Here is a 25,693-nt window from a genome sequence, read left to right on the forward strand (position 1 = left end):
ATGAGCACCGCGATGACGCCGCCCCACGCGGCGACCACCCACCGCAGCCCGCTGCTGCGGGGGTTCGACGCCGCCCTGACCCTCGTCACCGAAGGGGCGGCGGCCTTGCTGGTCGCCGTCGAAGCGGCGCTGCTGGCCAGCAGCACGGTGGCGCGCTACGTCTTCCACACCCCGCTCGTCTGGTCGGACGAGTTGGCCTCGCTGGTCTTTTTGTGGCTGGCGATGCTGGGGGCGGTCGTCGCCCTGCGGCGGGGGGAGCACATGCGCCTGACCGCCTTCGTCCGCAACCTGTCGGACGGGGCGCGGTCGTGGCTCGACACGCTGGGCATGGGGCTGGTGGTGGCCTTGCTGCTGACCCTGCTGCCCGCCGCGCTGGAGCATTTCGAGGATCTGTCCATCAGCACGACGCCCGTCCTGGAAATCAGCGAAGGGTTCCGCGTCGCCGCCGTTCTGGTCGGCTTCGGTTTGATGCTGCTGACGGCGGTGGACACGATGCTGAAACGGGCCAGCCTGTTTCAGATCGCCGTGGTCGCGGGCGGAATCGCCGCCGCCGCCGGGCTGTTCTGGTCGCTGGCCCCGACCTTCGAGGCGATGGGCAACGCCAATCTGCTGATTTTCTTTCTGGGCATCGTCAGCTTCTGCATGGTGATCGGCGCGCCCATCGCCTTCGCCTTCTGTTTGGGCACCGTCAGCTATCTGGCCTTTTCCACCCAGATCCCGCTGACCATCGTGCCCAGCCGCATGGATGAGGGGATGTCCCATCTGATCCTGCTGGCCGTGCCGATGTTCATCCTGCTGGGCGCCTTGATCGAGGTGGCCGGGCTGGCCCGCGCCATGATCGCCTTTCTCGTCGCGCTGCTCGGCCATCTGCGCGGCGGTCTGCAATATGTGCTGTTGGGGGCGATGTATCTGGTCTCGGGCATTTCCGGGGCCAAGGCCGCCGACATGGCGGCGGTCGCCCCGGCCCTGTTCCCGGAGATGAAGAAGCGCGGCAACCAGGAGGGGGATTTGACCTCGCTGCTGTCGGCCTCGGCGGTGATGTCGGAAACCATTCCGCCCAGCATCGTCCTCATCACCGTGGGATCCGTCACCGGCGTGTCGATCGCCGCGCTGTTCACCGGCGGCCTGCTGCCCGCCGTGGTCGGCATGGCGGTGTTGTCCGTCGTGGTCTGGTTCCAGACGCGCAACGAGGACATGTCGCAGGTCCAGCGTTTCACCGGGCGGGACAAGCTGCGGCTGTTCGTCATCGCCATTCCCGGCCTGGGCCTGCCCGTGGTCATCCGTACCGCCGTGGTCGAGGGCGTGGCGACGGCGACCGAGGTCTCCACCATCGGCATTCTTTACACCGTCGTCGTCGGGCTGCTGGTCTACCGCCAATTCGATTGGAAGCGGGTGTATCCGATCCTGGTCGAAACCGCGTCGCTGTCGGGCGCGATCCTGCTGGTGGTCGGCGCGGCGACGGCGATGGCCTGGGCGCTGACGCAATCAGGCTTCTCGCGCCAGTTGGTCGAGGTGATGACGCTGGTTCCCGGCGGCAAGCTGGGCTTCCTGCTGGTCTCCGCCCTGGCCTTCATCATTCTGGGCAGCGTGCTGGAGGGGGTTCCCGCCATCGTCCTGTTCGGCCCGCTGCTGTTCCCCATCGCCCGCATGATGGGGGTGAACGAGGTGCATTACGCCATCGTCGCCGTCTTCGCCATGGGCTTTGGCCTGTTCATGCCGCCGTTTGGCGTCGGCTTCTATCTGGCCTGCGCCATCGGTCGGGTGTCGCCGGACGTGGCGATCCGCCGGGTGTGGCCGCACATGGGGGCGTTGCTGGTCGCCCTGTTGCTGATCGTGCTGATTCCCTGGATTTCCATCGGCTTCCTATAAGCCCGCCAGCCGGTGGCGCAGGGCCTCCACCAGCAGGGTGAAGGCGGGGGTTGGTTGGCGGCGGCTGGGGTAATAGAGGTGGTGGCCGGGAAAGGGCGGGCACCAGTCGGCCAGCGCGCGGACCAACCGCCCATCGGCGATCAGGTCCGCCGCCTGATCCTCCATCACGAAGGCCAAACCGAAACCCGCGACCGCCGCCCGCAGAATCAGAGTGGTGTCGTTGAAAGCCAACCGCCCATCGACCCGGACGTTCAGCGTCCGCCCGTCCTTTTCAAACTCCCAGGCATACAGGCCACCCAAGGTTGGCAGGCGCAGATTCACACATGTGTGGCGCGTCAGGTCGTGTGGCGTCTGCGGCGGCGGGTGATCGGCGAAGTAGGACGGCGCGCCCACCACCGCCATCCGCAAATCCGGCCCGATCCGCACGGCGACCATATCCTTGGCCACCTGCTCGCCCGGACGGACGCCCGCGTCAAAGCGTTCGGCCACAATGTCGGTCAGGGCCGAATCGATGGACAGCTCCACCTTGACGTCGGGATAGTCCGGCAACAGCCGCGCCAGCGTCGGCCACAGGATGGTGTCGGCGGCGTGGCGGCTGGTGGTGATCCGCACCGTTCCGGCGGGCTTGTCCCGCAGGCCGCCCAGCGTGGCCAGCGCGCCGTCGATCTCTTGAAAGGCTGGGCGCAGGGATGCGATCAGCCGTTCCCCGGCCTCCGTCGGCGCGACGGTCCGCGTGGTTCGGGCCAACAGCCGAACACCAAGATCGGCTTCCAGGCGGCGGATGGTGTGGCTCAGAGCGGATTGGGAGGTTCCCAACTTGGCCGCCGCGCGGGTGAAGCTGCGCGCCTCGGCCACCGCCAGAAAGGCCATCAGATCCCCCAGGTCCTCCCGTCGCATTGATGAATCTCCAGCATAGGCTTATGCCCATTTTACCGGCTAATCGCTGATCGCCGCACGCCTTAAAGTGCCGCCACGCCACACACCGGCGGTCACGGAGAGCGACATCATGCAAAAACGCGCGCTTGGACGCAGCGGCCTGGAAGTTTCAGCCATCGGGCTTGGCTGCATGGGATTGAGCTTCGGCTATGGACCGGCCACGGAGACGTCCGAAGCCGTCGCGCTGATCCGAACCGCCGTCGAACGCGGCGTCACCTTGTTCGACACCGCCGAAGCCTATGGCCCCTTCACCAACGAGGAATTGGTCGGCGAGGCCCTGCGCCCGGTGCGTGATCAGGTCGTGATCGCCACCAAATTCGGCTTTGCCGACGGCGACGCGCAACGCGGTCTGGACAGCCGCCCCGAACGCGTCCGCGCGGTCGCCGAGGCGGCGCTCTTGCGGTTGAAGACCGACGTCATCGACCTGTTCTATCAACACCGCGTCGATCCGAACGTGCCGATCGAAGAAGTCGCAGGCGTGGTGCGGGATTTGATCGCGGAAGGCAAGGTGAAGCATTTCGGCCTGTCCGAAGCGGGGGTTTCGACCATCCGCCGCGCGCACGCGGTCCAGCCGGTGACGGCCCTGCAAAGCGAATATTCGCTGTGGTGGCGGCAGCCGGAGGCCGAATTGCTGCCGACGCTGGAGGAGCTTGGGATCGGTTTCGTCCCCTTCAGCCCGCTGGGCAGGGGTTTCCTCACCGGCTCGATCACCGCTGACACGGTGTTCAGTGGCGATGATGTCCGCAACACCGTTCCCCGCTTCACGGAGGAAGCGCGACGGGCAAACCAGATCCTGGTGGATCGGTTGGGCGTGATCGCGACGGAGAAGCAGGCGACCTCCGCCCAAATCGCCTTGGCCTGGCTGCTCGCGCAAAAGCCCTGGATCGTCCCCATTCCCGGCACCACCAAACGGCATCGCCTGGATGAAAACATCGGCGCGGCGAGCGTCCAACTGACCGGCGCCGATTTGGCCGCCATCGCCGACGCTTTGGCGTCGATCACCGTGCAGGGGGACCGCTACCCGGCCCATCTGCAACAGTGGGTTGGTCGCTGAGGCCTGCGCCTTGTTCGGAAAAGCCCCTCTTCCCCCGTGGAGGAGGGGCTTTTCGTTGGGGGATCACGCGGCGCTTCCCTCGGATTTCAGCAGGCTGATGATCGCGTCGCCGACCATCCTTTTGTGGCGGGCGCGGGTGTCGGGGGCCGCCAGATCCTGGTGAAAGATCAGGGTGAAGGTGTGACGGTTCGACACCCGGAAAAAACAAAAGGCGCTGATCATCAGATGCAGGTCGGTCGGCGAGATCGCGTTCTTGAAAACTCCGGCGGCCCGGCCCGCGTCCAGGATCTTGCGGATCGTGTCGATGACCGTGACGTTCAGATTGCCGATGACGGTGGAAGCCTTCATATGCTCGGCCCGGTGAATGTTTTCGATGCTCACCAGCCGGATGAAATCCTCGTGCTGCTCCTGATAGTCGAAGGTGAAGTCGATCAGGGTGCGGATCGCCGTTTCCGGCTCCAGATCCTCCAGATTCAGCGTGTTCTCGATGCTGCGGATGTCGCTGTAGGCCTTTTCCAGCACGGCCAGATACAGCCCTTCCTTGCTGCCGAAATAATAATAGATCATCCGTTTGGTCGTGCGCGTCCGCTCGGCGATGGCGTCCACCCGCCCGCCGCTGAAGCCCAGATTGGCGAACTCCTCCCGCGCGACGTCCAGGATGTTCTGTTTGGTCGCTTCCGGGTTGTTCTTGCGGCCGGGCTTTGGGGTCGTCGTCGGGTCGTCAGCGGTCATGCCATCATCCGTGCGCGGTCGGCGCCAAGCGCCCCAGATGCTGGTGTCATGAACCAATTGGACCAAAATGTCAAATATTATACAAATCAATGGCTTATGGTAGTGCTTTCGCTGTGCCTTGCGTCGCTCCAGGCCATTGACTCCGGCCTTGTCCATAGGCACAGTGCAAGGCGTACAGAAGTTTGTACATGATCGGTCTACAGCTTCAGATCGCCGTCCCAACGACGCTGGCCTGAACAACCAGACAGGACTCCGCCATGGCCCATGTCAGCTACACCGAACTCCGCCAAAATCTCGCCGGATTGATGGACGAGGTGTGCGACAGCCGCGCGCCTCTGGTCGTCACCCGCCAAGGCGGTCGGTCGGTGGTCATGATGTCCCTGGAAGAGTTTGAGGGCATGGAGGAAACCCTTCATCTCCTCCGCAGCCCGGCCAACGCCGCCCGCCTGCTGGCCTCGATCCAACAGGCCGAAGAGGGACGCCTTGTCGAGCGCGACCTCGTCGAGGAATGAGAACGGCCTTCACGGACATCGGCTGGAATGATTACCAGCATTGGATTGACGCGGATCGCGACGTGCTGCGCCGGATCAATGACCTGATTCGCGACGTCAAGCGAACCCCCTTCAAAGGGATTGGCAAGCCCGAACCGCTGAAGCACAGCCTGAAGGGCTGGTGGTCCCGCCGCATCACCGGGGAACACCGCCTCGTCTACACGGTCATGGGGGAGGGCGACGGCCAGACCCTGGTGATCGCAGCGTGTCGGTTCCATTACTGACCAACCGTCACTGAGGCTGCGTCCCTTTTCGGCCCGTCCTTAACGGTCGCGCCGATCCTTGCCCCTGCGCGCCATATCCCACGCGTGGGCCTACCCCATCTTCGGGCGATAGCCGCCCATACACTCAATCAGTGTAAGGACAATCAAAAATCGGATTGTTCGTGGCAGAAATCAGTTGCGTCAAAATGTACGAACCAGTACGTTCTTTATCGAGGCCGCACGACGGGCCGACCGGCCCCGACCCTTCCGACGGCGACGGTCGCCCCCGACAAGGCGAACGGACCTCAACCGGCTTAGTCTGATCCGTCGCCGCGCGCGGCGACGCAAAAGCGGCGACCAAGCCGCCACCCACGCACCACCGACCATGATCCGCAGGGGAGGACGCGCCTTTGGGCTACACACTTGACTTCAACGTCGTGCTCGACGCGCTGCCATCCCTGCTGTGGGGCTGTCTGGGCACCATCGGCTTGGCGCTGTCCGGGATGACGCTGGCCTTGGCGGTCGGGGTGGGCGGGGTCGTCGCGCGCGGGTCGCATCACCGCTGGCTGCGCTCCATCGTCATCGCCTTTGTCGAGCTGGTGCGCAACACGCCCTTTCTGGTGCAAATCTTCTTCCTGTTCTTCGCCCTGCCGAACATTGGTTTGACGCTGAACCCGACGGTGACGGCGATCCTCGCCCTTGGCCTGAACGGCGGCGCCTACGCCATCGAGATCATCCGGGGCGGGGTGCAGAGCATCGACAAGGGCCAGATCGAAGCCGGTTTGGCGTTGGGCCTGCACAAGGGGCAGGTGTTCCGCATGATCGTGCTGAAACCGGCCCTGCGCGCCATTTACCCGTCGCTGACCGGCCAGTTCATCATGCTGACCCTGACGTCCAGCATCTGTTCGGCCATCTCGGCCTATGAATTGACCTCCGTGGCGCAACGGATCGAATCCGAAACCTTCCGCAGTTTCGAGGTCTATTTCACCATCACGCTGATGTATCTGGCGATTTCCTGGCTGTTGATGACCAGCTTCTCGGTCTTCTCCCGCCGCTACTTCGACTATCCGACCCGATAGGAGCGGCTGACATGGGAACCACATTCGGTCTGGGCGAGCTGGGCTTTCTGATCCAGGGCCTGAAATGGACGGTGCTGCTGGCGGCCATCGCCTTCGTCGGCGGCGGAATCGGCGGGCTGGGGGTGGCGCTGGCGCGGACCTCCGCCTCGCGCGCCTTGCGGCGGATCACCGGCGGCTACATCGCCGTGTTTCAAGGCACGCCGCTGCTGATGCAACTGTTCGTCATCTATTATGGGCTGGGGCTGATCGGTTTGACGCTGCCCGCCTGGGTCGCCGTCGCCATCGCTTTCACCCTGCACGCCAGCGCCTTCCTCGGCGAGATTTGGCGCGGCTCCATCGAGGCGCTGCCCAAGGGCCAGTTCGAGGCGGCGAAGGCGCTGGGGCTGCATTACGTTCCCCGGATGCGCGACGTCATCCTGCCGCAAGCGCTGCGCATCGCCCTGCCCGCCACCATCGGTTTCCTGGTCCAACTCATCAAGGGAACCTCGCTGGCCGCCATCGTCGGCTTCATCGAGTTGGCCCGCGCCGGTCAGATCGTGTCGAACCAGACCTACGAGCCGCTGCTCGTCTTCTCCGTCGTCGGCGCGATCTATTTCGCCCTGTGCTGGCCGCTGTCGCTCTACGGCATGCGCGTCGAAAGCCGGATCGCCCGAGCCGCCGCCCGTTGATCGTCCAACCCGCTCTCAACTCAAAAAACAGAGGAAGCGCCACCATGACCGACACGCCGATGTTCCGCCCGTCCCGCCGCAGCGTTCTGGGGGCCGGCCTCGCCGCGCTCGCCGCTCCGGCTCTGTTGACCCTGCCGCGCGACGCCGCCGCGCAAACCGTGTCCGAGATCAAAAGCAAGGGCAAGCTGGTCGTCGGCATCCAGGGCGACAACGCGCCCTGGGGTTTCGTCAACTCCCAAGGCGTGCAGGAGGGCTTTGACGCCGACGTCGCCAAGCTGTTCGGCAAGCAGTTGGGGGTGCCGGTGGAGTTCGTGCCGACGGCGGTGGCCAACCGCATTCCGGCCCTGCTGACGGGCCGGGTGGACATCCTGTTCGCCACCATGGGCATGTACCCCGACCGCGCCAAGGCGATCCAATTCTCCAAGCCCTACGCCGCCAACGACATCATTCTGGTGGCGGCCAAGGGAACGGCCATCGCCACCCCCGCCGACATGAAGAACTTCACCATCGGCGTCGCCCGGTCGAGCGCGCAGGACACCGCCGTGACCAAGGTCGCCCCGGAAGGCACCACGATCCGCCGTTTCGACGACGACGCGGCGACCATCCAGGCGCTGCTGTCGGGCCAGGTCCAGGCGGTGGGGGCCAACCAGTTCTACCCGCTGCGCCTCAACAAATCCCAGCCCGGCGCCTATGAGCGGAAGCTTGATTTCGTCCGCCAATACAACGGGGCCGGAACCCGTCTGGGCCAAAAGGAATGGAACGAGACGGTCAACGCCTTCATCGACACGATCAAGGCCAACGGCGAACTGGCCAAGATTTACCAGACCTGGATGGGCTTCGCCCCGCCCGAATTCCCGACCACGCTGGAGGGCGTCCCCTTCACCGTCGGCTGACCGCCGCCCAGCGCCACCCCTTGCGCCGCCGTCCCTGGTTCAACGGCGGCGCCCCCTCTTCCCGTGCGAGGACATCCGCGCCATGCCGTCAACCGCCGCCGCCGCGTCGCCCCCGGGTGACGATCCTCTCATCGTGATGGAGGACGTGAACAAATGGTACGGGGCCTATCACGCCCTGCGCGACGTCAACCTGTCGGTTCGCCGGGGGGAAAAGATCGTGCTGTGCGGCCCCTCCGGGTCGGGGAAAAGCACGCTGATCCGCTGCATAAACCATCTGGAAACCATCAAGACCGGGCGGATCGCCGTGGACGGCTTGCGGTTGGACGACAGCACGCGCAGCGTGGACGCGGTGCGCAGCGAAGTCGGGATGGTGTTCCAGAACTTCAACCTGTTCCCCCACATGACGGTGCTGCAAAACTGCACGCTGGCCCCGATGCGGGTGCGCGGCGTCACGGCGGCGGCGGCGGAGGCCACGGCGAAACGCTATCTGGAGCGGGTGCGCATCGCCGAACACGCCCACAAATACCCGGCCCAACTGTCGGGCGGCCAGCAGCAGCGCGTCGCCATCGCCCGCGCGCTGTGCATGGAACCCAAAGTGATGCTGTTCGACGAGCCGACCTCCGCCCTTGATCCCGAAATGGTGAAAGAGGTGTTGGACACCATGGTCGGTCTGGCCCGCGACGGCATGACGATGGTGTGCGTCACCCACGAAATGGGCTTCGCCCGGCAGGTCGCCGACCGTGTGATCTTCATGGCCGAAGGCCAGATTTTGGAAGAGGCCGACCCGGAAAGCTTCTTCCGCGCGCCCAAACACCCGCGCGCCCGCAGCTTCCTGGGCGAAATCCTCGCCCATCACTGACCGGGCGGGCGCGATCCGCGCCGCGTTTTCCCCCATTCCGTTCCGCGCCTTCCGTCACCGATCCAGCCCCGGCAGGAGATCGCATGAGCCGTCTTGTCTACATTCTGAACGGGCCGAACCTGAATCTGCTGGGAAAGCGCCAGCCCGAGATTTACGGCCACGTCACCCTGGCCGACGTGGAGGCCGAATGCCGCGCGCTGGCGGACGAACTTGACCTCGCCGTCCGCTTCCACCAGAGCAACCGCGAGTATGAGCTGATCGACTGGATTCATGAGGCGCGGAACGACGCGGGCGGCATCGTCATCAACCCGGCGGCCTTCACCCACACCTCGGTGGCGATCCTCGACGCGCTGAACGCCTTCGACGCCCCGGTGATCGAAATCCACATCTCCAACGTCCACAAGCGCGAGCCGTTCCGCCACCACTCCTTCATCTCGGCGCGGGCCGATGGGGTGATCGCCGGATTCGGCACGCAGGGTTACGGGCTGGCGCTGCGGCGCGTCGCCCGCTTGATCGACGAGCGGGCCGGGCGGGCCTGACGACCTTTCCTCGCCCCCTTTCCGCCGCCCCCAGCGACAGGAGCCGTCCGATGTCCACCCCCGCCTTTGCAAAATCCATCGCCACCGTCTCGCTGAGCGGCACCCTGCCGGAAAAGCTGGAGGCCGCCGCCACCATCGGATTCGATGGGGTGGAGATTTTTGAAAGCGACCTGTTGACCTTCGACGGCTCCCCCGCCGATGTGCGGCGCATCGCCGAGGGGCTGGGGCTGGCCATCACCCTGTTCCAGCCCTTCCGCGATTTCGAGGCGATGCCCGACCCGATCCGCGCCCGCAACCTTGACCGCGCCGAACGCAAATTCGACGTGATGGAGGCGCTGGGAACCGATCTGGTGTTGGTCTGCTCCAACGTGCAGCCGCACGCCATCGACGATCCGGCCCGCGCCGCCGCCGATCTGGCCGAGATGGCCGACCGCGCCCAGCGCCGGGGTCTGCGCGTGGGGTATGAGGCGCTGGCCTGGGGCCGCCACGTCAAACGCTGGCGGCAGGCCTGGGACATCGTTCAGCGCGCCGACCACCCGGCCTTGGGGTTGATCGTCGACAGTTTCCACACGCTGGCGCTCGACGATGAGTTTTCCGGCATCGCCGAATTGCCGGGCGAGAAGATCTTCTTCGTCCAGTTGGCCGACGCGCCGAAGCTGTCGATGGACGTGTTGTCCTGGAGCCGCCATTTCCGCAACTTTCCCGGCCAGGGCCAGTTGCCGGTGACGCCCTTTTTGAAAGCGGTGCTGGATTCGGGCTACAGCGGCCCGCTGTCGCTGGAGATCTTCAACGACGAGTTCCGCGCCGCCCCGGCCCGGCTGACCGCGCTGGACGGTCTGCGCTCCCTGATCCACGCGGAGGCGGAGGCCGGATACGGCCCCGGCCTGCCCGAACCGCCGGTCTGTGACGGGGTGGAGTTTCTGGAATTCGCCGTGGACGACGCGGCGCGCGCGTCGCTCGCGGCGCTGCTCGTTCAATTGGGCTTCCGCCACGCCGGTCATCACCGCTCCAAGGCGGTCGATCTCTACCGCCGGGGCGGGGTCAATCTGGTGCTGAACAGCGAGGAGGATTCGGCGGCGTCGGAGCATTTCCAGATGCACGGCCCCTCGGTCTGCGCCATGGCCTTTCGCGTGGACGACGCGCAACGGGCGATGGCCCGCGCCGAGGCGCTGAAATGCCTGTCCTGGCGCGAGCGCGTCGGCGCGGGCGAACGCCGCATCCCGGCGCTGCGCGCGCCCGACGGCACCCTGATTTATCTGGTCAACGACGATCCCGCCGGGGACGATCCCGCCGGGCGCAGTCTGTGGGAGGATGACTTCCACATGTTGCCGGGCGGCGAGGATGAGGACGACGCCTCCGGCGCGTTGACCGGCATCGACCATGTGGCCCAAGCCCTGCCCTTCGGACGGCTCGACAGCTTCGTGCTGTTTTACCGCGCCGTCTTCGGCTTCCTGCCCGACAGCCTGTGGGAGCTGCCCGATCCCTACGGGTTGATCCGCAGCCGGGCGCTGGTCAGCCCCGGCGCGACGGCGGGGCGCGGGGTGCGGCTGCCGCTGAACATTTCGGAAAGCCGCCGCACGGCGACCGGGCGTTTCGTCGGGGCCACCGCCGGGGCGGGGGTGCACCACATCGCCTTTTCCAGCCCGGACATCGGCCCGCTGGTCGAAGCCGGGTTGGCGGCGGGCGTGCCGTTCCTGCCGATCCCCGCCAATTACTACGACGATCTCGCGGTCAAGCACCCGCTGGACGATGACGCGCTGGCGGCGCTGAAGCGTCGCGAGCTGCTCTACGACCGCGACGAGGAGGGCGAGTTCCTGCACGCCTACACCGACAGTTTCAGCGACCGCTTTTTCTTTGAGGTGGTGGAGCGGCGCGGCGGCTACCGCCAGTTCGGCGCGGTCAACGCCTCCGTCCGCATGGCGGTGCAGGCCCAGCTTCGCGAAGACCGCTGGCCCGAACGCTACCTCGACTGACCCGACCATTCCGTTCCTTCGGAAAGACGCATCATGACCAACGCACCGCACGCCGCCCCCGCCCCAGTTCAGGCCCCCGCTCGCGCGCCCTCCATCATCGTCGGCCTGATCGGCGCGGGGATCCAAGCCTCGCGCACCCCGCCGATGCACGAGCAGGAGGCCGACGCGCTCGGCCTGCGCTACATCTACCGTCTGATCGACCTTGACCAGCTTCAGGTCGGGGTGGACGCGCTGCCGGAACTGCTGGAGGGGGCGGAGCGGCTGGGCTTCACCGGCCTGAACATCACCTACCCCTGCAAACAGGCGATCATCCCGCTGTTGGACGAGTTGTCGGACGACGCGCGGGCCATCGGCGCGGTCAACACGGTGGTGCTGTCGGGCGGGCGGCGCGTCGGCCACAACACCGATTGTTCGGGCTTCGCCGAAGGTTTCCGGCGCGGCTTGGGCGACGTGCCGCGCGCCCGCGTCGTCCAGTTGGGGGCGGGTGGCGCCGGGGCCGCCGTGGCCCACGCCGCTTTGCAGTTGGGCGTTGGCCGCCTCAGCCTGTTCGACGCCGATCCGGCGCGCGCGGTCGCGCTGGCAGACCAGCTCAACGCCCGTTTCGGCGCGGGCCGGGCCGACGCCATCAGCGAATTGGAAGCGGCGATGGCGCAGGCCGATGGGCTGATCCACGCCACTCCCACCGGCATGGCGAAATTCCCCGGCCTGCCGCTGCCCGCCGAGCTGCTGCGCAGCCGCCTGTGGGTCGCCGAGATCGTCTATTTCCCGTTGGAAACCGAATTGCTGCGCGAGGCCCGCGCGCGCGGCTGCCGCACGCTGGACGGCGGCGGCATGGCGGTGTTTCAGGCCAGCGACGCCTTCCGTCTGTTCACCGGGGTGGAGCCGGACCCGGAGCGCATCCGCGCCCATTTCGCCGCGATGGGGGCGTACTGAGGGACGCGCCTGTTTTTTCATCGCACGGATGGCGGCGCGCGACCGCTGGCGCCATACTGCGGCCTCAATCCTTGACGCAGGAGCCGCCGCCGTGACGCTTGACCTCTGGATCCTCTACGCGCTGGCCGCCATCGGCCTGTCCCTGACGCCGGGGCCGAACGGCTTGCTGTCGCTGACCCACGGCGTGCGCTACGGCTTCAACCGCACCATCGCGACGGTGTTGGGCGGGGTCGTCGGATTTCTGGTTCTGGTCGCCGCGTCGCTGGCCGGAATGGGGGCGCTGCTGGCGGCGTCGGAAACCGCCTTCACCATCGCCAAATGGATCGGCGCGGCCTATCTCGTCTATCTCGGCGTCCGTCTGTGGCGGACCCCCGCCGCCGCCGTCAACGCCGACGGGGAGGCCGAAAGCGGCCCGCGCCACGGCCCGGCGCGTCTGTTCACCGAAGGCTTTATGGTCGCGGTGTCGAACCCGAAGGCGCTGATCTTCTTCGCCGCCTTTCTGCCGCAATTCATGATTCCCGGCGCGTCCTTCTGGCTGCAATTCGCCGTTCTCGGCGGCACCTTCGCCTTCACGGAATTTTGCTATGAGCTGGTGTTGGCCGGAATGGCCCAGCGCGTCGCCCCCTGGCTGACCCGCCACGGGCGTGTGTTCAACCGGATCACCGGCGGCATGTTCGTCGGCATCGGCGGCGTGATGGCGTCCGCCAGCCACACCTGATCCGCCCTCAATGCGATTGCGGCGAGGGGAAAAATAATCGTTTTCCGCGACGCGCCCGCCGCGCTAGGCTGGCGGCATCCCCAGGCGCGTCGTGAGGAGCCAGGAATGCCGACCACCCTTGTCCATCCCTGCCCGCCGCTGGCGGATCCCGCCATCATCGACGCCTTTCGCGGCGCGGCGGCGGCGATCATCAGCGACAATCTGCACCGCCTGCCGGGCGCGGGCGGCCTGCTGCCCCAGCACAAAGGCGGGGGGATGATCGGCACGGCGCTGACGATCAAGACCCGACCGGGCGACAATCTGGCGATCCACAAGGCGTTGGATCTGGCGCAGCCGGGGCATGTGTTGGTGGTGGACGGCGGCGGCGACCTGTCGCGCGCGCTGATCGGCGAGATCATTTGCGCCATCGCCCAGTCGCGCGGCGCGGCGGGCGTCGTCATCGACGGCGCCATCCGCGACGTCGCGACGATCCGCGCCGGGGATTTCCCCTGCTTCGCCCGTGGCGTCAACCATCTCGGCCCCTACAAGGACGGCCCCGGCGCGATCAACGTGCCGGTCACGGTGGGCGGAATGGTGGTGCAGCCGGGCGACATCGTCGTCGGCGACGATGACGGCGTGGTCGCCTTTCCGCCGACCATCGCCGCCGATCTGTTGCAGGCGGTCAAAGCGCAGGAACAGCGTGAGGCGGAGATCCTCGCCAGCATCCGCGACGGGCGTTACGTCGGCGCTTACGCGAAGTAGGCTCAGCCACCGAGTCGGCTGGCGGGAATTTTCAGTCCGACCGTCGCCCCTTCGCCTGGATGGCGCTCCATCTCCGGCATGACGGCGCGCTTGACAATGGCGCGGCCATTCAACCGGTCCGTCACCATGCTCCATCACCATGGTCCGTGGCGCGCCGCCCTGCTTTTTTCAGCGCCGCCCCGGCCCCAAGCACGCCATCACACCCCATCGGCGGACACGTCCTCATGCCGATTCATAGCTTGTCGCCACCGGATTTACCAAATCATCCAACACCACGCCGCTGACGAATTTGCAAATTTATTTGATATATCAGTTAATATCTCAACATTCGTGGATATAATTTCATATGAAATTCTTTTTTGATTTCACCAGTATGTATTTTATAACAATTGTAATATGAAATTCTATTTGTTGACTGAATATTAACTTAGATCTATTTGAGAATAATCGATGGCGCTTTCCCGTCGCAATGGTTTGAATGAAAAATTATTTTAAAAGGAATGGCATGCCGGGCAAATGGATTTTAAAGTTCCGGGCGGTTCGGACGCTCCAGGACGTCCATCAACTCTCAACCGACCTGTGCCGCGAGCTGGGCTTGGACCATTTCATCCATCTGGCCTGCGTGCCACAGGCGTCCAATCGCTTCGCCAATTATATTCTGTCGAACGTCCGTGACGACGAACCGCAAGCTTCACGCGGTCATTGCAAGGGCGTCGGCCTGCTTCACCGCGCGTTGGAGGATGCTCGCCCGCTGGTGTGGAGCGCCATGCCGGATCTGGTCCTACCGGTTCCGGCGACGAATCTTCCCCTGGCGGGCGGCGGCGACATTCTCCTGTCCGACGGGGGCATGCTGGGGATTCATGGCGGAGACGGCGGCAAGGCCGTGCTGTGCTTCACAGTCCGCCATGGACGTCTGCATGATCGGGACATCGAGCGGATTCTGTGTCTGCTTCAGGTCATGTCGCCCTACGTCTACACCTGCCTGACCGCTCCGGCGGCGGACGCGACCCGCCTTCTGTCAGAGCGGGAACGCGAGTGTCTGACATGGATGATCCAGGGAAAAACATCATGGGAAATCGGCAAGATTCTCGGGATCACCGAAAGAACGACGGACTTTCACGTCGGGAACATTCTGCGAAAGATGGACTGCCGCAACCGCAGCCAAGCCATCGGAAAAGCGCTTCTGAACGGTCACGCCGCCCGCTTTCCGGACGACCTGTTGGAGCGGGAGATCCGCCTTGACCAACCCGCCGCGCCATCGGTCAGAACGAGGCTGGAACCCCCGCCAAAATCGCGGTGATCTGGGCGATTTCCGCCGGTTGAACGATCAATGCCGCCGCCGCTCAGCGACCGCCGCCAATGGGCAGAACCGCCCCCGTCACATAGGCGGCGGCGGGGGAGAACAGCCAGACGACGCCCGCCGCGACCTCCTCCGCCGTGCCGGGGCGCCCCATCGGGACGCCGTCCGCCAACCGCTCCACCCGTCCGGGATCGCCCGCCGCCGCGTGCAGCGGCGTGTCGATCAGGCCGGGGGCGACCGCGTTGACCCGGACGCCTTCCCGCGCCGTTTCGCGGGCCAGCCCGACCGTCAGACTGTTGATGGCGCCCTTGGTGACGGCGTAATGGATCCATTCCCCGCCGCCGCCCAGCGTCGCGGCGATGGAGGACAGATTGACGATCACGCCGCCCGCCCCGCCCCGCCGCTGGGACAGGCGAAGGACGGCTTCGCGGGCGCACAGCATGGCGCTCCAGACGTTGATCCGCAGCACGCGGGACAAGGTGTCGCCGTCCAGATCCTGAAGCCGCCGGAAGCCGCCGGTGATTCCGGCGTTGTTGACCAGCCCGCCGAGTGGACCCATCTGACGGGTCGCGTCGTCGAACAGGCGCAGGATGTCGGCCTCCTCCGCCAGATCGGCGACGACGGCGGCGGCGGCGCCGTTGGCGGCGCGGATGTCGGCGGCGACGACCTCGGCGTCCTCCTCCGTCACGTCGTTGACGACCACCGGCCAGCCATCCGCCGCCAGAGCGCGGGCGGTGGCCGCGCCGATGCCGCGACCGGCCCCGGTGACGATCACCGCGCGTTTGGGGGCGGCTTGCAAAACGCTCATGGCGTGGGATCTCCTGGAAGGTCGCTCAGCGGCTTGCCGCCGCTTGGGCGAGGGGGGAGGGCGCGCGCAGCAAGGCGCGGCGGGTCAGTTCATAAGGAACAAGCCCGATGGCGGCGACGGCCAGCAAACCGCAGCCCATCGCCACCGTGGTGAAATCGCTGCCCGTCGCGTCGCGGACAAAACCCGCCAGCATCTGGAACAGCGTCACCAGGATGTAGAAGACGGTCATAAACCAACCAAGCGACCAAGCGACGTCCGACGGCGCGGCGGCGCGGGCGGGCATGGCCAGGATGCCGCCCGCAGGCAGGCCAAGGAAAAGGCCGGTGAGGATGCAGCTCGCCACCGGGTTCGCCCCCATGGCGAAGGCCAACCCCGAAGCCGCAGCCCCCAACGAACCGACGATGACCGGCAGCATCGGCCGTCCGCTCCGATCCGTGACGATGCCGCCCAGCGGCATGCTGAGCATGGCGACCCACATGGCGACGCTGACGGTGCGCGACGCCTCGCCGGTCGACAGCCCCCCGGTCGAAACCAGCAGGCCGGGCGCGTAGGTCAGGAAAATGACCTGCCCGACGTTGTAAGAGGCCCAGATCACCCCGGCGATGGTGGGAAGGATGCTCTGACGTTGCAGGATCCGCCGCAGGTTCGGCATCTCCCGGCGGGGCGCCAAGGCGCCGACGGGGGAGCGATAGGTCATCGCCACCAGCATGGCGACCACCAGACAGATGAAGGTGGTCAGGTGGAAGGACCAACGCCAGGACGCCGCTTCGGCGATGGCCGGGAACAGGGCCAGGGCGGTCGCCAGCCCGAATTGCCAACTGATGAAGACGATGGCCAGCGCGGTGGACAGCTCCTTGTCGCGAAACCATTCGGCCACCATGGCGGACACCAGAACGCTCAACAAGGCGTTGCCCGCCCCGCCGACCAAGCGGCCGATCATGGCGGTCGTGTGATCGTGGCTGAGCGAAAAGACAAGGCTGCCAGCCGCCAGCAACAGCAGGCTGAACACCGCCAACCCTTTCAGCCCAAAGCGGCTGGCGAGCACCCCGGCGGGCAGCGCCAACAGGATGCCCGGCAGCATGAACAGCCCCATCAACTGCCCCAACGCCGCGTAATCGACCCCGAGATCCGCTCTGGCGTAGGGAATCAGCGCCCCCAGGATTTGAAACTCCAGCGCCATGCAGGTTCGCGCGACGAACAAAATGGCCAAAATGAACCAACGCATGATCTTGGACATCCCCCATGATTTCCAACGGCTGCGGTTTCACAGCCGATTGCCCACGATTTTCTGGATGCTGAGTGGCGGCATATGCATCCGGTGACTGTTTTTCCAGGATGATGGCGCAGCCAAAGGGAGAGTCAAGTCGTCCGTTCGGTCATCAAACCTTCTGGCGCGTGGGGCGTATGCGGATGTCGTCCAGATGAACATGGGCCGGTTGCCCCACCACAAAGCCGATGGCGGCGGCGACGTCCGCCGGATCGAGAAAGGGTCCCTGGTCGGCCTCAAGCCCGCGAAACCAGTCGGGATCATACCCGGCGACCGCCTGGAACTCCGATTTCACGAATCCCGGTTCGATCAAGGTCACGCGGACGCCGTGCTGGCAGATCTCCTGTCGCAGAGCCTCCACCACGGAATGCAGGGCGAATTTGGTGGCGCCGTAGACCGGGTTGAACGCCGAAACCTGTCGGCCAATGGTCGATCCGATCACCACGATGTCGCGGACTCTCGCGTCCTCCCGCCCGCCCTCACGCTCGCCGTCTTGCGCGGCGGCGACGAAGCGCTCGGCGCAGGCGCGCAACTGCCGCAGGGCGGCAAGGCAATTGACCTCGAACAACTCCGCCCATTTCGCGGGGTCGGAGCGCAGCAGGGTTCCCGGCAACCCGTGACCGGCGCACAGCACGAACAGGTCGGGCTGTCGGTCCCAGGCGCCGCGCGCCGCGTCGAACAAACGGTCGATCAGTCCGGCGTCGGTCGCGTCGCCGACGACCCCCAGCACCGGACGTTGCGGGCCGGGCCAGAGGGCCTCCAGCACGGTCAGTCTCGGCTGGCGGCGGCCATTGGCGACGACGCGGGCGCCGTCCTCCACCAGCCGACGGGTCACGGCGGCCCCGATGCCGGACGTGGCCCCGGTCACGACGCCAATCCGGTTGGCGGCCTTGCGGTTGGCGGCGGCCTGATTGGCGGCGGCGTGTTCGCTGTGTCCCATGTCGTTCTCGCAATCGTAAAGGGATGTTGTCCGCACGGCGGGTCAGGCCCGCAAATCGGCGTGTTCGCGCCGGAACGCGGCGTCCTTGCGCCCGATGGGAACGGGCGGCAGCGCGTTCGCGGCGACCAGACGGCGCAGGAAACGGACCAACCAATCGGTGGTCGGCGGATCGAATCGGATGTTGGCGCGCGCCAGCCGGTCAAGCGTCCGGCGGTGGTCGTAGCGGATGTTCCGGGGTTGACGACGCGCCCAAAACAGGGCGATGGCCAAAGCGGGATCGCGATGCCGCGCCGCCCGCTCGAACAGGCTGGCGAAGTCCGGCGCGTCGGTCGGCTCCAACGGGAAGCCCAAGCCGCGCAACGCCGCGAAGATGTCGGCGTAGGCGATCTCATGCTCGCTGTCGACGTGGAAGACGCCGCCGGGCAGGTCGGGGTTGAGCGACACATCGACGATTCCGGCGGCGACGACATCGACCGGGCTGAGAGCGATGCGCTCGTCCACCCGCGTCGGCAAGGCCCCCAGCCGCGCCACCGCCGACAGGAATTGAACGAAACGGTTGTCGCCGGGGTTGCGCTGAAACGCGCCGGTGCGGGAATGGCCCGACACGTTGCCGGATCGGTAAACAAAGCCGACGCCGCCCTTGAGCATGAAGGAGCGGACCAACCGCTCGGCTTGGAATTTGGTCCGCTCATATTCGTTCTGGAAGCGCTGTCCGATGTCCAGCGCGTCTTCGGTGAACGTGACCGGCTCCGCTCCTTCGTTCACGCCGGCCACCGCCAACGTTGACATACAGTGCAGATGCTTGGGCCGTCCGCTGCTGGCGAGCGCGATCAAGCTGCGCACCGGGCGGATGTTTTGCGCCTCGAACAGGGCGGCGTCGCCGAACAGGCGGGTGTCGGCGGCGAAATGGTAAATGGCGTCCAGCCCGCTTTCCAGCGTCGCGAACTCGGTCTCCGTCAGGCCAAGCCTCGGGGCGCTGACGTCTCCTTGCAGCACAATCACCCGGTCGCGATGGTCGGCGAGCGGCGCGTCGGGGAAATAGCCGTCATAGACGCTTTCCAAACGGTGGCGCGGAGACTCGCCGCCGCTGGCGCGCACAAGGCAATGGATCCGCGCGTCGGTCCGCGCCAACAGCGCGTGCAGGACATGGCACCCAACGAAGCCGGTGGCGCCGGTCAGAAGGATGTCGTGGTAGGTCCGTCGCGTCGGAACGGGCGGCTCCAGCGCCAGCGCCGTCGGCACGTAGGTCAACAGCCCGGTGCTGGACCCTGGTTCGACCAGAAGCCGCCCAGCGCCCGGCGGCTCGTCCGCCACCCCGACCTGAGCCAGCAGGTTTTGGCGGATGGCGCGCATCAGGGCGATCATCTCCCCCTCGTTCTCGCGCGTTGGCGAGAAAGACAGGTCGGCGACCAGATGCCCATCGATCGTGCGGGCGGTCAGCTTCAGGTCGTAAAGGCGGTTGTTGGCTCCGCCGCGCGCCGGTCCGGGCGCATAACGGGACGGCGTCAGGCCCAGGGATTCCCCGGCGAAACGGAAGTCGCCCAGATAATTGTAGCAGACGCGCGACCGTCGCGATCGATCCGCCCCGGCCAGCCCATAGGCCACGCCGAGATGCGGCGTGTTGGCGAAGACCGCCTCCACCGCCTGCCGCGTGGCCGCCGGATCGCGCCGATGGACCGGCAACGAGACCGGAAAGGTCGAGGTGAACCAGCCAACCATGCGCGAGGGGTCGAGCCGTTCGTCGAAGGACAGCCGACCGTGGCTTTCCACATCGACGGTCAGGTGATCGACGTCGCGCCCCGCTCCATCGTCCGCCATTGGACTGTAAGTTTGGGGGCTGTGGGCTTGGGGGCCGTAGGCTTGGGCGAAGGCCGCGAGCAGGGCGGCGTGCAGCCGCGACCCGGCGGCGTCGTGCAGGCGGGCGGTTTCCGCGCGGGTGAAGGCGAGCCAGACCGTGCGGGCGGCGCCCTCCACATTTTCGGGCCGATCCTCCTCCGCCCTGTTCTTGGCGACCGCGTCCCAGGCGGACAGGTCGGGGCGCAGTTGCTCGACCGACTCCGCCATATGGTCCACCCAGTCCCAGAAGCCGTGACGGCCAAGGGGAATCGTCGGCTCTTGCCCGTTCGCCAGCGCGGCGTGGATGCGGTCGAGATCGTCCAGCACAATGCGCCACGACACCGCGTCGATCGACATATGATGGCAGACCAGCAGCAGGTGGCTTCGCCCTTGCTCCCCTTCAAACAGATGGGCGCGAAACACCGCGCCGCTGGCCAAATCGATGGCGCGATGCAGCCCATGCGCCACCCGGCTGATTTCCGCCGCCTCATCCATGCCGGGATCGATGCGGGAGTGGGACAGGATGCGGTCGCCGGTGATCGTCGCCAGATGCGCGCTCCAGCCGCCATCGTCGGCCCGTCGGTAGGCGGTGCGCAGCAGCGGATGAATCTCCACCAGCCGGGCCAGCGCCTGTTTCAGCCGGTCGGCCTGCGCCGGACGGTCGGTCGCCAGCAAGATCGCCTGATTCCAATAATCTGGATCGGTGAGGCCCGCCGACAGGAAATCCCGTTGCGCCGGGGAAAAACGGTCGCCGCCCTGGCGGGAGGGTCGGGCGTTCGGCTCGTCCAACGCGGCGGGGGCGCTGAGCGCGTTGGCCAACCCGGCCAAGGTCGGGTTCGCCAGAAAGGCGGCGGCGGAAATCGCGCGGCCTGTGATCTGGAGATCCGAAATCACTTGGATCGCGCTGACGGAATCGCCGCCAACGTCAAAGAAGCTGTCGGTTCGGCCAAAGCGTCCATGGCCCAGATGCTTGCGCCAGATCGCCCGCAATTCCGCGTCCTGCGGATCGTCGAGATTTCCGTCGCCCTCCTCATCCCCGTCAGCGCCGCAAAGCGCGGCCAACGCCGCCTCCACCTTCGGCTGAAGCGCCTTGCGGTCGGTCTTGCCGTTGGCGTTCAGCGGAAAGGCGTCGAAGCCGAACAGCCGGGATGGGATCATGTGGGCGGGCATGACGGCGGCGAGCGCCGGTTTCAACGAGTCGAGCGTTCCGACCCGCCCATCGGCGGTTCGCGCCGCCGCGATCAATTGCCCGCGACCATCGACGATCAGGAAATAAGCGGCGGCTTCCTCGATGCCCGCGACGCCGCGCATCGCGGTTTCCACATGCTCAAGCTCCACGCGGTAGCCGTTGACCTTGACTTGACGGTCGATCCGGCCACGAAACTCGACAATTCCCGCCGCGTCGATCCGCACGAAATCGCCGGTCCGGTAAAAGCGCATGTCCCCTTCGACGTCGGACACAAAGCTGGCGGCGGTGGACGCCGCGTCGCGAAAATAACCGGGGCCGACAGACGGGCCGCCGATGAACAGCTCCCCCACGACGTCGCGGTCCCAAAACGCGCCGTCCTCGTCGCGCGCCAACAGGCGGGTCTGGCCAAAGGGCGCGCCGATGGGAACCGACGCGGCGGTCAGACGCAACAGATCCTGTTCGCTGCGGATGACGTGGCAGGTGACGCCAACCGTCGTTTCGGTCGGGCCGTAATGATTGACGAGAACTTGCGTGACGGCGGCCCGCCAGATGTGCGTGGCGAAGGGAATGGTCAACAATTCGCCGCCCAGCACGAGAAAGCGCAGGGCCGGACGTTTGCGGTCGGCAAGCTGGAACATCGCCTTCCAGTGCGACGGCGTGATTTTCAGAAATTCGATCTGATGATCGACCAGATAGCCGAGCATCCCCGCCGGGTCGCGGCGCAGATCCGAATCCAGCAGATGCAGCGTTCCGCCGGTCCACAAGGACAAAAACAGGCAGGTGTTGCCAAGATCGGCGGCCAGCGTGCTGACATGGGCGTAGCGCAGCGCGTCGGCGATCTCCAGACGCGCGATCAGCGACGTGGCGTAATGGGCGATGTTGCCATGGTTGACCAGCACCCCCTTCGGCGCGCCGGTCGAGCCGGAGGTGAACAGCACATAGGCCGGATCGGATGGGTCAAGCGGCTCCAACCGCTCCGCCTCGGTCGCGGGGCCGCTTTCCAGAGGCTCGAAGGCGACGGCGGCGATCCCCGCCTCGCGCAGTCGGCGCGCGGTGGGGCCGTTCGCGATCACCTGGGCGGCCCCAATGGCGCCAAGCCGACGCCGATGTTCGTCGGGGTTGCCGTCCTCCTCCACGACGGTGTAGGCGCCGCCGCAGCGCATCACCCCGACCAGGGCGATCAGCAGATTGGCCGAACGGGGAAGATGCACGGCCACCAGGTCGCCGCGAGCGATTCCGCTGCGGCGCAGGCCTTCGGTCAAAAGACCGGCGCGGAACCACAGATCACGGTAGGAGACATGTTCGTCGCCCGCCACAATCGCGACGCGGTCGGGCGTTTCGTGCGCGAAATGACCGATTCGATCAAGCAGCATTCCAGTCCTCTTGAGATCGGCGGCGCGCGTCCCGCCATCCCCAGCGTGGGAGAGGGGCGGGACGCGCTGACGGCTTCACGGGATTCAGGGCGGTTGGGAGGCCAGCCCGGATCGCAGGGGGGAGAACCCGCCTGCGCCGTCGGGGGTCGTCCGACCGGGCGCAGGCGGCGTGACCGTGGCGGTCAGCTCCAGAACGCGAGCGGCTTGTCCGGCGTCGGGCAACCGATGAAGGCGGCCATGCCGACGCGGTGCGTGTCCTTGCAAGAGGTGACGCCGTGCAGCATCCGCGAACTGAAGATGATGAGGTCGCCCACCTCGGGATGCAGAACGACGCGCGGCGGTTCAATCGACGCGGGGTCAAGGCCCTCGACGTCAAGGATGGTCTGCTTTTCCGACGCCGTCGGCTCGCGCAGCCAAAGCTGAAGATCGCCGCCGACCTCGGGAACCTTCAAATAGATGTTGGCGACCAATTGATTGATGAACGCGGCGATTTCGGGCGCGTCGGTTTCTTGGTCGATCTGGTCGTTGTGGGGGTAGAACTCCGACGTCGTCGGCTGAAAGACGCGGAACGCGCCGACGAAGCAAGTGCGGCCATGCAGGCGCAGCAGGTTGGCCCCCGTCGGCCACAGCTCTTGCAGCAGCAGCCGCACATAATCCACAGGCGACAGAAGCGGAAAATACATGGCGCGGACGTCGTTGATCGAGGGGAGAGCGGCGTTGTGATACTTGTCGATCTCCTCCGCCTTCCATTTCGTGTCGATGTGCGGCATGTACACCCGGCCGACGCTGCTGGTGTATTTCTTGTGATAGTGGCCCAGAGCCGGGTGATTCATCGCCTTTTCAGAAAAGCGGGCCGAAATGTCCTCGGGATAGAAATTCCGGACATGAATCGCGCCGATTTCCCGGCTGGCGAGTTGCAACAAGGTTTCGGTGGTCAGTTCGTGAGCAACCAGGTTGGTTTCCTCGACGGGGCGCTGCGCCGACACGGCATTCATCACGATGTCTCCCAGAAATGCGGTTGCCGCACCGCCGACGCCCTGCCGGTCCATCCGGTTTCAAGGCCGCCATTCGATGCGGTGACGCACTTTCAGCAAAACGGATGGTCGGCGCACCTGAAGACCCTTGCAGTTGATCGAATATTTAAATCATGCGAATTTGAAAATTTATTCATCAACGAAAACAAAGAATACAATAGAGCGCAATTCAATGGTTCCGGATTATGACCTCTATTTATAAGGTGTATGACGTAAATTAGACTTACGTCGTAAGTTATATATTGTGATTTCTATCGTGTGCAATCTATATTTTGTTGACTTCATCTTTGTGCGACCTCTATGGATTTGGGAGTCACACCGCCGGGGAGGATGTCCGTGGTCCCACAAGCAGCCGAATCTCGAACCGACACGCTGTTGAACGCCCGCGTCGATCTGGCCGCAGCCCTGCGATGGGCGTTCCGTTTTGGGTTTGGCGAGGGCATTTGCAATCATTTCAGCGTCATGCCGCCGGGCGGCGGCGGTCATTGCCTCATCAACCCGTTCGGTCGCCATTGGGCGGAAATGCGCCCCGGCGACCTTCTGTTGTTGGACGACGGCGGCGCCGTGATCGACGGAACGGGGGAGGTTGAAGCGACCGCCTTCCACATTCATTCCCGCCTGCACCGCCACCGACCGGACGCGGTGGCGGTGCTGCACACGCACATGCCCCACGCCACGGCGTTGACCATGATCGACGGCGGCCGGTTGGAGCCGTCGCATCAGAGCGCGCTGCGTTTTTACGGGGCGATCGCCTATGACGATCATTACAACGGGCTGGCCCTGGACGCGGGCGAAGGCGACCGGCTGGCCGCCGCCATGGGGGAGGCGCGCATCCTGTTCATGGCGAACCATGGGGTGATCGTCACCGGACCGTCGGTCGCCGAGGCCTTTGACGCCCTCTATTATCTGGAGCGCGCCTGTCAGGTTCATCTGCTCGCCCTGTCCACGGGGCGTCCCCTGCGGGCGATCCCAGAGGATGTGGCCAAGCGGACCCGCGTCCAGTTCGACCAGGACGCGCGCCTCTATGGTTCCGCTCATTTCGAGGCGTTGAAGCGCATGCTGAAAGCCGAAGCGCCGGATTTCGACGCCTGACGACCCGTCGCGCGGACGGCTTCCGGATGACTTCCGGACGGCGGAATTGACGCGGAGCGGAGGAAAATCCAACCGCAAGGAGGCCTGTTCGCCTCAGAAATCGGCCTGTTCAGCCTCCAGATAGGCGAGGCTGATGTATTTGCCGATGTTGTTGTCCCACCCCTTGGTCTCGGCGGCGCGGGACGCGACGCGCGGATCGGCGAGCGCCACCGCCTTCGCCTCCTCGATGGAACGTCCGGCCTTCACGGCGGCGGCGCAGGGTTCATAAATGCCTTCAAACAGGGCGCGCTGCCAAGCGGGCACGCCGGGGCCGGGTTCGCCATGGGCTGGCAGCCAGATGCGGGTGTCGCTGTCGGTGCGCAGCCGGTCCATGGTCTCGAAGGTTCCAAGGTAAGAGCCGTCGTCCATGTTGGCGATGCGCCGGTCCATCATCACGTCGCCGACGCACATGACCCCATCCTCGACCACCGCGACCGACAGATCGGATGGCGTGTGGGCGCGCCCGTAATGGTGCAACCGCAGCCGGACGTCGCCAAGCGACAGCTCGTCGCCATGGGCGGCGTCGCGGTTGGGGGCGACGATCCGGGTGCCGACGGAGGCCTGGGCCGTCCATTTCACCATGGCGCTCCGCCAAGCGCCGCCTTCCACCCCCAAAATCGCCGCGCGCGTCGCGGGCAAGGCGTAGCGCGGCAAATCCTCGCCGAACGCCTCGGCGAAGGCGTGGTTCCCCAGCCAATGATCGCCGTGGTAATGCGTGTTGACGACGCCGACCACCGGCTTTTTCGTAACGGCGCGCAGCATGCGGATGGCCATCTCGCCGATCTGGAGCGAGGCGCCGGAATCAACGACGATCACGCCCTCGCGCCCGATGACGAAGGTGATGTTCGCCATCATCCCTTGGTTTTCGGGCGTCGGAAAGCCGTCCGGCGCCTGTATGATCCAGACATGCGGGCTGACCTGAACCAACGGCCGATCCGCCACCGGCGGCCCCTTGACGAAGGCCTCGACCCCGGCGGCGAAGGCGCGGACCGCCTCCGATCCCGGCAAAGCGGCCAGAAGAGCGGCTCCACCGGCGAGCAAGCGGCGGCGTGACGGATGAAACATGC

Annotated in this window: 25 protein-coding genes; 16 read left to right on the top strand and 9 right to left on the bottom strand. The window is 65.9% G+C overall.

Features of this window, described 5'->3' with window-relative positions:
• On the top strand, nucleotides 1–1,869 hold the full coding sequence (locus ACODS4_RS13495) for a TRAP transporter large permease (RefSeq protein WP_488864423.1): 1,869 nt from the start codon (nucleotides 1–3) through the stop codon (nucleotides 1,867–1,869).
• On the opposite strand, the gene ACODS4_RS13500 is transcribed toward ACODS4_RS13495, so the two are convergent.
• Complete coding sequence (locus tag ACODS4_RS13500; RefSeq protein ID WP_488864424.1) at nucleotides 1,864–2,766, bottom strand: LysR family transcriptional regulator; 903 nt, start codon at nucleotides 2,764–2,766, stop codon at nucleotides 1,864–1,866. The two genes, ACODS4_RS13495 and ACODS4_RS13500, sit on opposite strands and share 6 nt — an antisense overlap.
• A 109-nt stretch (nucleotides 2,767–2,875) precedes the next feature.
• Here ACODS4_RS13500 and ACODS4_RS13505 point away from each other — a divergent pair, with 109 nt between their 5' ends.
• On the top strand, nucleotides 2,876–3,859 hold the full coding sequence (locus ACODS4_RS13505; protein WP_488864426.1) for an aldo/keto reductase: 984 nt from the start codon (nucleotides 2,876–2,878) through the stop codon (nucleotides 3,857–3,859).
• Between the two features lie 63 nt (nucleotides 3,860–3,922).
• On the opposite strand, the gene ACODS4_RS13510 is transcribed toward ACODS4_RS13505, so the two are convergent.
• On the bottom strand, nucleotides 3,923–4,591 hold the full coding sequence (locus ACODS4_RS13510; RefSeq protein ID WP_488864427.1) for a TetR/AcrR family transcriptional regulator: 669 nt from the start codon (nucleotides 4,589–4,591) through the stop codon (nucleotides 3,923–3,925).
• 257 nt (nucleotides 4,592–4,848) lie between these two features.
• Here ACODS4_RS13510 and ACODS4_RS13515 point away from each other — a divergent pair, with 257 nt between their 5' ends.
• The 11 genes from ACODS4_RS13515 to ACODS4_RS13565 all read left to right on the top strand — a co-directional run bounded on the left by ACODS4_RS13515 (nucleotide 4,849) and on the right by ACODS4_RS13565 (nucleotide 13,748).
• A complete protein-coding gene (locus ACODS4_RS13515) occupies nucleotides 4,849–5,103 on the top strand; it encodes a type II toxin-antitoxin system Phd/YefM family antitoxin (protein ID WP_298379040.1) in 255 nt (84 codons plus the stop codon).
• Nucleotides 5,100–5,366: a Txe/YoeB family addiction module toxin gene (locus ACODS4_RS13520; RefSeq protein WP_298379037.1), complete on the top strand. Its 267-nt coding sequence runs from the start codon at nucleotides 5,100–5,102 to the stop codon at nucleotides 5,364–5,366. The genes ACODS4_RS13515 and ACODS4_RS13520 overlap by 4 nt, the downstream gene beginning before the upstream one ends.
• Before the next feature lie 389 nt (nucleotides 5,367–5,755).
• Nucleotides 5,756–6,424: an amino acid ABC transporter permease gene (locus ACODS4_RS13525; protein ID WP_488864429.1), complete on the top strand. Its 669-nt coding sequence runs from the start codon at nucleotides 5,756–5,758 to the stop codon at nucleotides 6,422–6,424.
• Nucleotides 6,425–6,435: 11 nt separating this feature from the next.
• Nucleotides 6,436–7,092, top strand: a complete 657-nt coding sequence (locus tag ACODS4_RS13530) for an amino acid ABC transporter permease (RefSeq protein WP_488864430.1) — start codon at nucleotides 6,436–6,438, stop codon at nucleotides 7,090–7,092.
• Between the two features lie 44 nt (nucleotides 7,093–7,136).
• The gene (locus ACODS4_RS13535) at nucleotides 7,137–7,985 is read left to right on the top strand and encodes a transporter substrate-binding domain-containing protein (RefSeq protein WP_488864432.1); all 849 of its coding nucleotides are present in this window, start codon (nucleotides 7,137–7,139) and stop codon (nucleotides 7,983–7,985) included.
• Nucleotides 7,986–8,067: 82 nt separating this feature from the next.
• Nucleotides 8,068–8,844, top strand: a complete 777-nt coding sequence (locus ACODS4_RS13540; RefSeq protein WP_488864434.1) for an amino acid ABC transporter ATP-binding protein — start codon at nucleotides 8,068–8,070, stop codon at nucleotides 8,842–8,844.
• A gap of 83 nt (nucleotides 8,845–8,927) precedes the next feature.
• Nucleotides 8,928–9,383: a type II 3-dehydroquinate dehydratase gene (aroQ, locus tag ACODS4_RS13545; RefSeq protein ID WP_488864436.1), complete on the top strand. Its 456-nt coding sequence runs from the start codon at nucleotides 8,928–8,930 to the stop codon at nucleotides 9,381–9,383.
• 50 nt (nucleotides 9,384–9,433) lie between these two features.
• Complete coding sequence (locus ACODS4_RS13550) at nucleotides 9,434–11,356, top strand: bifunctional sugar phosphate isomerase/epimerase/4-hydroxyphenylpyruvate dioxygenase family protein (protein ID WP_488864438.1); 1,923 nt, start codon at nucleotides 9,434–9,436, stop codon at nucleotides 11,354–11,356.
• Nucleotides 11,357–11,389: 33 nt separating this feature from the next.
• The gene (locus ACODS4_RS13555) at nucleotides 11,390–12,289 is read left to right on the top strand and encodes a shikimate dehydrogenase (RefSeq protein ID WP_488864440.1); all 900 of its coding nucleotides are present in this window, start codon (nucleotides 11,390–11,392) and stop codon (nucleotides 12,287–12,289) included.
• A gap of 91 nt (nucleotides 12,290–12,380) precedes the next feature.
• Nucleotides 12,381–13,007, top strand: a complete 627-nt coding sequence (locus ACODS4_RS13560; RefSeq protein WP_488864442.1) for a LysE family translocator — start codon at nucleotides 12,381–12,383, stop codon at nucleotides 13,005–13,007.
• A gap of 105 nt (nucleotides 13,008–13,112) precedes the next feature.
• Nucleotides 13,113–13,748 carry an RraA family protein gene (locus ACODS4_RS13565; protein ID WP_488864443.1) on the top strand — a complete coding sequence of 212 codons (636 nt, stop codon included), beginning with the start codon at nucleotides 13,113–13,115 and terminating at the stop codon, nucleotides 13,746–13,748.
• A gap of 2 nt (nucleotides 13,749–13,750) precedes the next feature.
• On the opposite strand, the gene ACODS4_RS13570 is transcribed toward ACODS4_RS13565, so the two are convergent.
• Complete coding sequence (locus ACODS4_RS13570; protein WP_488864445.1) at nucleotides 13,751–13,876, bottom strand: hypothetical protein; 126 nt, start codon at nucleotides 13,874–13,876, stop codon at nucleotides 13,751–13,753.
• A gap of 377 nt (nucleotides 13,877–14,253) precedes the next feature.
• Here ACODS4_RS13570 and ACODS4_RS13575 point away from each other — a divergent pair, with 377 nt between their 5' ends.
• A complete protein-coding gene (locus ACODS4_RS13575) occupies nucleotides 14,254–15,048 on the top strand; it encodes a helix-turn-helix transcriptional regulator (protein WP_488864447.1) in 795 nt (264 codons plus the stop codon).
• Nucleotides 15,049–15,091: 43 nt separating this feature from the next.
• Here the strand turns inward: ACODS4_RS13575 and ACODS4_RS13580 are convergent, their stop codons facing one another.
• The 5 genes from ACODS4_RS13580 to ACODS4_RS13600 form a co-directional block, all read right to left on the bottom strand.
• Nucleotides 15,092–15,856, bottom strand: coding sequence for an SDR family oxidoreductase (locus tag ACODS4_RS13580; protein ID WP_488864449.1), 765 nt, complete (start codon nucleotides 15,854–15,856; stop codon nucleotides 15,092–15,094).
• Nucleotides 15,857–15,881: 25 nt separating this feature from the next.
• Complete coding sequence (locus ACODS4_RS13585; RefSeq protein WP_488864451.1) at nucleotides 15,882–17,081, bottom strand: MFS transporter; 1,200 nt, start codon at nucleotides 17,079–17,081, stop codon at nucleotides 15,882–15,884.
• A gap of 154 nt (nucleotides 17,082–17,235) precedes the next feature.
• The gene (locus ACODS4_RS13590) at nucleotides 17,236–18,063 is read right to left on the bottom strand and encodes an SDR family oxidoreductase (RefSeq protein WP_488864453.1); all 828 of its coding nucleotides are present in this window, start codon (nucleotides 18,061–18,063) and stop codon (nucleotides 17,236–17,238) included.
• A gap of 42 nt (nucleotides 18,064–18,105) precedes the next feature.
• On the bottom strand, nucleotides 18,106–22,461 hold the full coding sequence (locus ACODS4_RS13595) for an SDR family oxidoreductase (RefSeq protein ID WP_488864455.1): 4,356 nt from the start codon (nucleotides 22,459–22,461) through the stop codon (nucleotides 18,106–18,108).
• 182 nt (nucleotides 22,462–22,643) lie between these two features.
• Nucleotides 22,644–23,456: a 2OG-Fe(II)-dependent halogenase WelO5 family protein gene (locus ACODS4_RS13600; protein ID WP_488864456.1), complete on the bottom strand. Its 813-nt coding sequence runs from the start codon at nucleotides 23,454–23,456 to the stop codon at nucleotides 22,644–22,646.
• On the opposite strand from ACODS4_RS13600, the gene ACODS4_RS13605 reads away from it, so the two are divergent.
• Both ACODS4_RS13605 and ACODS4_RS13610 read left to right on the top strand, forming a co-directional pair.
• Entirely contained in the window at nucleotides 23,346–23,684 is a 339-nt protein-coding gene (locus ACODS4_RS13605; protein WP_488864695.1) for a hypothetical protein, read from the top strand. The two genes, ACODS4_RS13600 and ACODS4_RS13605, sit on opposite strands and share 111 nt — an antisense overlap.
• 147 nt (nucleotides 23,685–23,831) lie before the next feature.
• On the top strand, nucleotides 23,832–24,587 hold the full coding sequence (locus ACODS4_RS13610) for an aldolase (RefSeq protein ID WP_488864458.1): 756 nt from the start codon (nucleotides 23,832–23,834) through the stop codon (nucleotides 24,585–24,587).
• A 93-nt stretch (nucleotides 24,588–24,680) separates the two neighbouring features.
• On the opposite strand, the gene ACODS4_RS13615 is transcribed toward ACODS4_RS13610, so the two are convergent.
• Nucleotides 24,681–25,691 (bottom strand): MBL fold metallo-hydrolase, encoded by a 1,011-nt coding sequence (locus ACODS4_RS13615; protein ID WP_488864459.1) that lies wholly within the window; start codon nucleotides 25,689–25,691, stop codon nucleotides 24,681–24,683.
• Between the last annotated feature and the right edge of the window lie 2 nt (nucleotides 25,692–25,693).

The organism is Azospirillum sp. FG154, from assembly GCF_057809575.1.